The following is a 7500-nucleotide window of genomic DNA, read 5'->3' as shown; positions in this document are numbered from 1 at the left end:
CACAGGACTCTGCGAAGGCAAGAAGCCGACGTATAGGGTCTGACTCCTGCCCGGTGCTGGAAGGTTAAGGGGATTCGTCAGCCGCAAGGCGAAGCGATGATCCGAAGCCCCAGTAAACGGCGGCCGTAACTATAACGGTCCTAAGGTAGCGAAATTCCTTGTCGGGTAAGTTCCGACCTGCACGAATGGAGTAACGACTTCCGCACTGTCTCGGAGAGGGACTCAGCGAAATTGAAATAGCTGTGCCGATGCAGTTTACCCGCAGCAAGACGGAAAGACCCCGTGAACCTTTACTACAACTTGACAGTGACACTAGGGTTCGACTGTGTAGGATAGGTGGGAGCCTTTGAAGCCGGGCCGCTAGGTTCGGTGGAGGCAACGGTGAAATACCACCCTGTCGGATTCTGGTGTCTAACCACGCCCCCTTAACGGGAGCTGGGACACTGTCTGGTGGGTAGTTTGACTGGGGCGGTCGCCTCCCAAAACGTAACGGAGGCGCGCGATGGTTCCCTCAGCCCGATTGGAAACCGGGCGTCGAGTGCAATGGCATAAGGGAGCTTGACTGCGAGACCGACAGGTCGAGCAGGTGCGAAAGCAGGTCATAGTGATCCGGTGGTCCTGAATGGAAGGGCCATCGCTCAACGGATAAAAGGTACTCCGGGGATAACAGGCTTATCTCCCCCAAGAGTTCACATCGACGGGGAGGTTTGGCACCTCGATGTCGGCTCATCGCATCCTGGGGCTGGAGCAGGTCCCAAGGGTTTGGCTGTTCGCCAATTAAAGCGGTACGCGAGCTGGGTTCAAAACGTCGTGAGACAGTTTGGTCCCTATCTGCTGTGGGCGTAGGATACTTGAGAGGCTCTGACCTTAGTACGAGAGGACCGGGTTGGAGACACCGCTGGTGTACCAGTTGTCTCGCCAGAGGCATCGCTGGGTAGCCATGTGTCGATTGGATAACCGCTGAAAGCATCTAAGCGGGAAACCGACCTCAAGAACAGGTATCCCGGGCGCAAGCCCCTGAAGACCCGTCGAAGACTACGACGTTGATAGGCCGGGTGTGTAAGCGCGGTAACGCGTTGAGCTAACCGGTACTAATTGGTCGTGAGGCTTACTATACCTCAATCTCTCACAGGCTCCACCCCACCAGGGGAGAGCTGAGGGATTCGAGTCCAAGGTCGAGGCCCCGAGCGCGCTCCAAAGAGAGCGGCGCCGGCCCGGAAGAAGGCACAAGCTTCTCTAAAGCAGAATTGAAAACTACCCTTTGTATGCACGAGTCACTCAGTTTCCGGTGGCAATGTCGGAGGGGTCCCACCCGTTCCCATCCCGAACACGGAAGTTAAGCCCTCCAGAGCCGATGGTACTCCGCGGGAAACCGCGCGGGAGAGTAGGTCGCTGCCGGATTTTTTTTGAAGGCCCCGAGTCCTCACAACACGTGAGAACTCGGGGCCTTCGCCTTTGCGGGCTACTGCATTTCTGCGCCCTACGTGTGTCTTTCCGTGGCGGCGCGCTTCCCGTGACACCCTTCTGCTCTTCTCGCTGGCGATGCACCTCGCGCAGGACTCCGTCTCCCCCGCGTTCCAGGTACCTCCGCGCATGTTCCGCCAGGGGAACGAGCAGTGCTCGTGGCCCGGGGATGCGCGGAGCGTAGCGCCGCAGCAGTGAGCCCGTGAGCCACCACCGAATTGCTCGAGCCACGCGTTCCTCGCTGCCGAGATCCGCAGCGGAAATAGGAAGCAGGCCGTACGCATCCGGCTCACTCCGCCCGCGCTCGAAGCCAAGCCGGTTGAGCAAATGTTGCTGTGCCGGGCTGATGCGTTCGTCCTCTCCCTGCCCCAGGTAGAGCAGGACGAGCTGCTCTCCTCCCGAAGGGTCCGAGGAGTTGGGTCCGCTCGCGGCTCGCCGCATGGGCTTGCGGGTGGAGGGTGCACCTGCCATTGCCGGGGGGCGGGTCAGGTCGATCAATCGTGCAATGGCTTCCGGGTTGCCTTGAGCCCCGGGAGAAGCCGGCAGGGAAATGAAGCGCAGGGAGATGTTGTTTCCAGGCTCTTGGAGCACCCAGTCTCCCCCTGCTGCCACTTGAGTTCCAGGGTGCGTCCGTTGTCTGCCCTCAATTGCAGGGGTAGGCGTCCGCGATGCGGCACCTCCGCGTTCCGTGAGGCAAATCCAAAGTCCTTCAGTGCGCGGCAGGTGAGAAGCACGCCGAAAGCCTCGAATGCCGCGTGGAACTCGCGCTGGCGCTCGAGGTGCTCCGTCGGGCTGAGCTTCCTGTCCTGGACCGCCCGCTCCCTGCGCCTCCACAGCCGAGCCACCTCCCGATAGTGGGGATCATTCATCAGGATGTTCGTTCGCCGCAGCGTGCCCGGCACTTGCGCTCGGACGGGAATGGCGCCGTAGAGGCGGGAATCCCGGAGCCCCAGCAACTCCCGGCGCAGCAACTCGAGCGTGTGGAGCGTCTCCTGGGCGATGCGCGAGCCCTGCTCGGCGTCCTTGAGCTGACGCCCCCAGAGCCGGAAGAGCCGTTGTTGCCGCCAATGCGTCCCCTCTGCTCGCGTGGACAGCTCCTGGAGCGCCCGGTCGAACAGGCGCCAGACCTCGCGCACCTCCGCGATTCGCCGGCTCACGTCGCGCAGCAGGTGATCCACCAGCCTGACGGCCACGCGGTTCTCGTAGATGTCCCACAGATCCTCGGTGACGGTGGCCAGCAGGCGTTTGGGACGCACGCCCCGCACCGTGCGGATCTCCCAGTCCTCGGAGTGGGCCGCGAGGTAGCCCGTTGCCTGGCTGGGAATGCGGCGGGCTCGTGCCGTCGGGACCCGGTCCTGCTCCGAGTGCAGGTGCAGCCGCGGACGTTTGCACACGTGCTTGAGCGGGCCGAGACCTCGCTCGATGTCCCGCTCCAAGCGCTGTAGCCGCGCACGCTCGTCGAGGTTGCGCATCACCGGGGAGACCTGGGTGAGCCCGTCCCAGGCCGAGGGCTGCTCGAAGTGGTTCGCGATCTCCTTACCAATATCGAGGATGCGCGCCATGTCCCGCTCGCTCGGGAGAAGCGCGGGATCGAATCGCCCCACGCGCCGAGTCTCGTCGTCCTGGACGCTCCACCCCTGTCGCGCGTCTGGCAGCAGGTAGTCCAAAGCCCGGGCGGGCTCCCGGTTGTGCCAGACGCCACCGGACGCCTCCAGCACCCATTGGCCAGGCACGGCCAACGAGGTGAGGAATTCACGCTCCACCCCGTGGATGCGATCTCTGAAGACAAAGCTCATGCCGCGTCCACCCCTTCCTCTTCCAGCTCCCGCGGCTGGCGGCGCTCGTCCTTGATGAGCTTCAGGGATTGGGATTGATCCGGAGCCAGGCGGCCTTGCAAGCTCTTGAAGGCCTTGCTCACCGCTTCCTCCAGGGCGTCTAGATCCTCCTGCTGGGTCTCATGGCGCCCGCGGATCTTCCGCAGTAGCTTGGTCGCGATGAGGTGATCGGCGGCCTCCACCTCCGAGCCACCGCTGGCCAGCACCACGGGCACGAAGTCCGCCACCTGCCGCTCCAGCCGGCTGCCCCAGCCCACCTGGAAGTGCGCGTCCAACACGGGGGACAGGTGCTGATCCAGCACCCGGGCCACCGTCTTCGCGCCCGCCTCATGCTTCTGCCGGGCCTCCTCGAATGCTCGCAACAGGGCCTTGTATGACACCGGGGGACGCTCGGACCGGTGCTCGGCTTGGACGGCCTGCCGATGGCGGGGCAACTCCATCACGTGGGCGCGATCGTACGTCTTGTCCGCGAACTCGACCGTCGTCTCGTCATGGTTGGCGGTGCCGATGAACCACACGTTGCTCGGGATGGCCAGGGTGTGCCTGTCCCGGAAGCGCTGGGGCGGCTTCTGGGTGGGATCCGTTACCAGCCGCACCTCCCGTTTCGTCTCGGGCTGCTCGAGTTGGGCGAGTAGGTTGGCGAAATACTGCTCGGGCCGTGACAGGTTCATCTCGTCCAGGACGATCAGACAGAGCCGATCCCTGAACGCCGGGGTCTGGGCCCGGTAGAGCGCCAGCAGGAAGTCGCTCTCGTAATGGCGCCCCTCGAAGGCGTTGAAATAGCCCAGCAGATCGTCCCGGTCGCGCCAACCCGCCTGCACCTCGACGAGCGTGAAGGCTCCCCCGACGGCGCGGGCGAACTCCCGCGGCAGGCTCGTCTTGCCCGTGCCGCTGATGCCCTGGAGCAGGTGCAGCCGGCTCATGGCGAGCCCCGCCACGAAGGCCCGCACATCCCGTTCGGAGTAATACAACTCCTGCTTCGTCTGCGGGTTGTACGCCAACCGGTGCCTCAAATCCTTGCAGAATTTGTCCAGCCTGGGCACCCGCTCCTCGACTTCCACCTCCCGCTGAAGGCCAGTATCCTCATCCATGGCGGCACACAGGGGAAAGGCGGGCTGGGATCTGGCCCGCTGGATGAGCTCGCCCACCTTGCGCTCGTATTCTTCGAGCGCGCTGCCCAGCGCCTTGTTGTAGGTCTCGGCCGCCTCCTTCTGCCGTTTGAGGGACTCGAGCTCCGAGACGGCGATGGCGTGGTTGCCTAGGCGGGCCTTCAGCTCCGAGTTCTCCCGCCGCAGCCGCGCCAGCTCCAATTCCCGCTGCTCGTGCTCGGCGTCCAACTGCCGCAGGCGTTGCTTTTCCTGCTCGTTGGGCCGTGTCGCCAGTTCCTGCTCCAGCTTTCGCCGCTGCTCCTCCAGGCTCCGGAGTTGCTCCAGCACCTCGCGGGGGCTGCGCTGCTCGAACTGGCGATTCGCCTCCTCCACCTTGCGCAACTCCGCCTGCAGGTGGTTGCGGTCCCGGCGCGTGTCCTCGAACAGCAGCCGGGTGGACTCCAGCTCCGCTTGCAGCGACTCCACCCGCGCCGCGGCCTTCTGCTCCACCCGCTTCTCCAGCAGCCGCTTCCCATCCTCCAGCAGCTCCGCGTCGGCTCGCAGCTGGATGCGCTCCTGGCGCAGCTTCTGGCGCTGTTGCTCCAGCGTGCTCTCGCGCGACTCCAGTTCCTCGCGCCAGGCCTCCAGTGACTTGTGGACGCGCTGGCGCTCCTGCTCCAGCTGCTGTTCGGCCTGGAGTCGCCGCTCGGCCAGCTCCGTCGCGAGCTGAGCGCGGGCCTGGCGCGCCTCTCCCTCCAGCCGCTGCCGCAGGGTCTCCATGTCCTTGACCCAGCCGGCGTGTACCTCCGAGAGCTTCACCGGTAGGGCCTGCAGCTCGGCCTCGAGCTCCGTCTTGCGCTGCCGCAGCTCTGCGAGCGCGGAGGACTGCTGGGCGACGAAGCCCGCCCGGGCGTTCTCCTCCCGCTCGAGCAGCTGGAGCTCCTGGTCCTGCACTTCCTTCTGCCGGGCGAGCAGCTCGCGGCGCTCCGCCTCCAGCACGTCCGCCTCCGCCTTCCGCTTCGTGGCATCGTCCCGAGCGAGCCGCTCCTGCTCCTTCTTCTGCTCCTCGTGCTCCTTGCGCCGTGTCTCGAGCTGCCGCTCCCGCTCGTCGAGCCGGCTCCGCTCCTCCTCGAACCGCCTGCGGCGGCATCGGCCTTGCGTTCCTCGTCCTGAGCGCGCTTGAGCTGCGCCTCCCAGAGGTGGCGGGCCAGGTCCGCTTCGTTCCAGGCCGTCTTGAGATCCACGGGCTCTGGAGGCGGAGCCGCGGTGAGCCCGGCGGCGACGCTTCGATCCTCCTCGGTGGCGGTGCGGCCGGCCTCGGTGACGGCGCTGACAATCTTAGAGAAGAAGGATCGATTCTGTTCCGCGGAAGGGTCAGGCGTCTGGCTGCTGGGGGCGGTCTGTGCCGGAGGCGTGTCACCGCGCTGCGGTGCGTACTTGTTATTCTTCTTCTTGCTCATGTGATGGGGAAATCTCGTTCACGGGTGCATGCCGTGGAGCGCTTCCACGGCTTCGTAGACAGCCGAAATCACGGAGAGGCGTTGCTCCACGGTGAGCGGGGGAGCGGGGCGGCGTCTGGCATGTGCGGCACTCGTGTCGCGGACGGTCGCCAATGTATCGAGCCGCTCGAGCAGCTCGGGGGTGGTACGAGCCGCCGCATGGAGTGGGTGGGTGCCATCCATGCTGGCGGTCATCAGCGCCGCCAGCAGGTGGGGTCGTAGCGACTGTCCCCCCTCTCGGGCGGCCCAGACCACCTTCCGCTCGTCCACCCGGGCGAGCGAGCGGGGCAGGGGCGTCTTGAATCCGATGTTGGAGGCGATCCGTTCGAAGAGCAGCGCGTTGGACTCCCGGTCTCCCGTGAGCTTCCGCCAGTACTCGTCACCCGGCGCGCCTCCGCCGGACGCGACTTGCTCTGACCTCCACGCTCGGGGCCCTGGTCTCTCGGCACGGCGATGAAGGCGGCCACGGCGTCTCCGTAGTCGCGCAGCCCGTGGGTGAATTCCTCCGCCGGCCGCCCGGAGTGGATGCGGGGATCCTCATGGTGCTCGTGAAGACGCGGCTGACGAAGTCTCCCAGCACCGGGTGCATCCGGTACTGGGTGTCGAGCGTCACCACCCGGGGAAAGCCATCCAGGCGCGTGCGCTCCCGGAGCGAGTGGAAGAGCCGCTCGAAGAGGCTCTTCTTCAAGGCCTCGCGGGTCTGCGTGGAGACGGACTCCTCGAGCTGGCGCTCCACGTCCGGCTCCAGCATGTGCGGCAGTTGCCGGTGGTCCCACGAGCACGATGCGCCGGCGGCCCAGAGCCAGGGGGGATGAAGAGATCGAGCGGGTTGGCGCGGGCGGCCTCGTCGACGATGACGGAGTCGAAGACGAGCTGCTCCTCCTTGAGCGCCGCCATGCCCGTGCTGGCGGACTGCTGGCAGGTCGAGGCGAGCACCACGGTGTAGTGGCCCAGCATGTCCCGGACGCCGTCGGGGTCATGGTAGAGGTCGTCGAGGAACCCGGCGATGACGCTTTCGGCACCCTGGTGGGTGCCGGCGACGGTGCGCCGCGCGGCCTCGAGGGCTTCCTTGAGGAGCTCGTCCGTCTCCGTGTCCGTGGAGGGGAGGAGCGCGGGGGCGGGCGTCCGGAGCCAGCCGCTGCAGCAGCGTCTCGCGGAGCCGGGACAGTTCCGGCAGGAAGGGGGGCGCCACCTCCTGCGTCCACGCGGCCGCGCGGGTGAGCAGGTCGCGTTCCGTCGCCTCCCCCAGGGCGCGCTCCGTCAACAGGCGCAACACCTTGGCGGCCTTGAGTGCACCATCATCCAGGAAGGACACGGCTTCCACCCGGAGGCCGCGGATGGCCAGCAGCAGGTACTCTCGCTCCTCGGCGTCTTCGCCGTCGGGGCGCGTCGTGCCGCGAGCCAGTCGGGTGGCGCGCAGGCGCAACCTGTCCAAGAGGGAGCCCGGGAGGAGCTCTCGTCCCAGGTCCGCTACCTCCCGGAGCACGCCCGCCGTCCGCTCCACCGTCCCGGGTTGGGCCAGGTGCGCGGTGACGAGCAACCGGATGCGTTTGAGTGTGGTGCTGCCCGGCTCCTGGACGAGTGAGGATTCCAGGGCCTCGATGCGCTCCTTGC

Annotated in this window: 6 protein-coding genes and 2 rRNA genes (2 of these 8 only partly in view); 3 read left to right on the top strand and 5 right to left on the bottom strand. The window is 66.1% G+C overall.

Annotated elements, in window-relative coordinates:
• Both OV287_RS52160 and rrf read left to right on the top strand, forming a co-directional pair.
• Nucleotides 1-1116, top strand: a 23S ribosomal RNA gene (locus OV287_RS52160); it begins 1853 nt to the left of the window's first position.
• A 168-nt stretch (nucleotides 1117-1284) separates the two neighbouring features.
• Nucleotides 1285-1401: ribosomal RNA gene (rrf, locus tag OV287_RS52155) — 5S ribosomal RNA — on the top strand.
• 557 nt (nucleotides 1402-1958) lie between these two features.
• Here the strand turns inward: rrf and OV287_RS52150 are convergent.
• The 4 genes from OV287_RS52150 to OV287_RS52135 form a co-directional block, all read right to left on the bottom strand.
• Complete coding sequence (locus OV287_RS52150; protein ID WP_267541571.1) at nucleotides 1959-3260, bottom strand: hypothetical protein; 1302 nt, start codon at nucleotides 3258-3260, stop codon at nucleotides 1959-1961.
• Entirely contained in the window at nucleotides 3257-5386 is a 2130-nt protein-coding gene (locus OV287_RS52145) for an SMC family protein (RefSeq protein WP_267541570.1), read from the bottom strand. Before OV287_RS52145 ends, OV287_RS52150 begins: the two co-directional genes overlap by 4 nt.
• A 479-nt stretch (nucleotides 5387-5865) precedes the next feature.
• A complete protein-coding gene (locus OV287_RS52140; protein WP_267541569.1) occupies nucleotides 5866-6141 on the bottom strand; it encodes a hypothetical protein in 276 nt (91 codons plus the stop codon).
• 124 nt (nucleotides 6142-6265) lie between these two features.
• On the bottom strand, nucleotides 6266-6637 hold the full coding sequence (locus OV287_RS52135; protein ID WP_267541568.1) for a hypothetical protein: 372 nt from the start codon (nucleotides 6635-6637) through the stop codon (nucleotides 6266-6268).
• A gap of 60 nt (nucleotides 6638-6697) precedes the next feature.
• Here OV287_RS52135 and OV287_RS52130 point away from each other — a divergent pair, with 60 nt between their 5' ends.
• Nucleotides 6698-6832, top strand: a complete 135-nt coding sequence (locus tag OV287_RS52130; protein ID WP_267541567.1) for a hypothetical protein — start codon at nucleotides 6698-6700, stop codon at nucleotides 6830-6832.
• Nucleotides 6833-6862: 30 nt separating this feature from the next.
• Here OV287_RS52130 and OV287_RS52125 read toward each other — a convergent pair whose 3' ends face one another.
• Nucleotides 6863-7500 carry the 3' portion of an AAA domain-containing protein gene (locus OV287_RS52125; RefSeq protein WP_267541566.1) on the bottom strand. The gene runs 328 nt beyond the window's last position, so only the last 638 of its 966 coding nucleotides appear in the window; its start codon lies beyond the right edge, outside the window — the gene reads right to left on this strand; the stop codon is at nucleotides 6863-6865.

It is taken from the genome of Archangium lansingense, from assembly GCF_026626635.1.
GTDB lineage: Bacteria > Myxococcota > Myxococcia > Myxococcales > Myxococcaceae > Archangium > Archangium lansingense.
This window is presented reverse-complemented; position numbering and strand designations above follow the sequence as displayed.

Bases quoted from the DNA above. Each gene is read 5' to 3' on its own strand.
- OV287_RS52150 (WP_267541571.1), bottom strand. From the start codon at position 3,260: ATGAGCTTTGTCTTCAGAGATCGCATCCACGGGGTGGAGCGTGAATTC.
- OV287_RS52135 (WP_267541568.1), bottom strand. From the start codon at position 6,637: ATGCTGGAGCCGGACGTGGAGCGCCAGCTCGAGGAGTCCGTCTCCACG.
- OV287_RS52130 (WP_267541567.1), top strand. From the start codon at position 6,698: ATGAAGAGATCGAGCGGGTTGGCGCGGGCGGCCTCGTCGACGATGACG.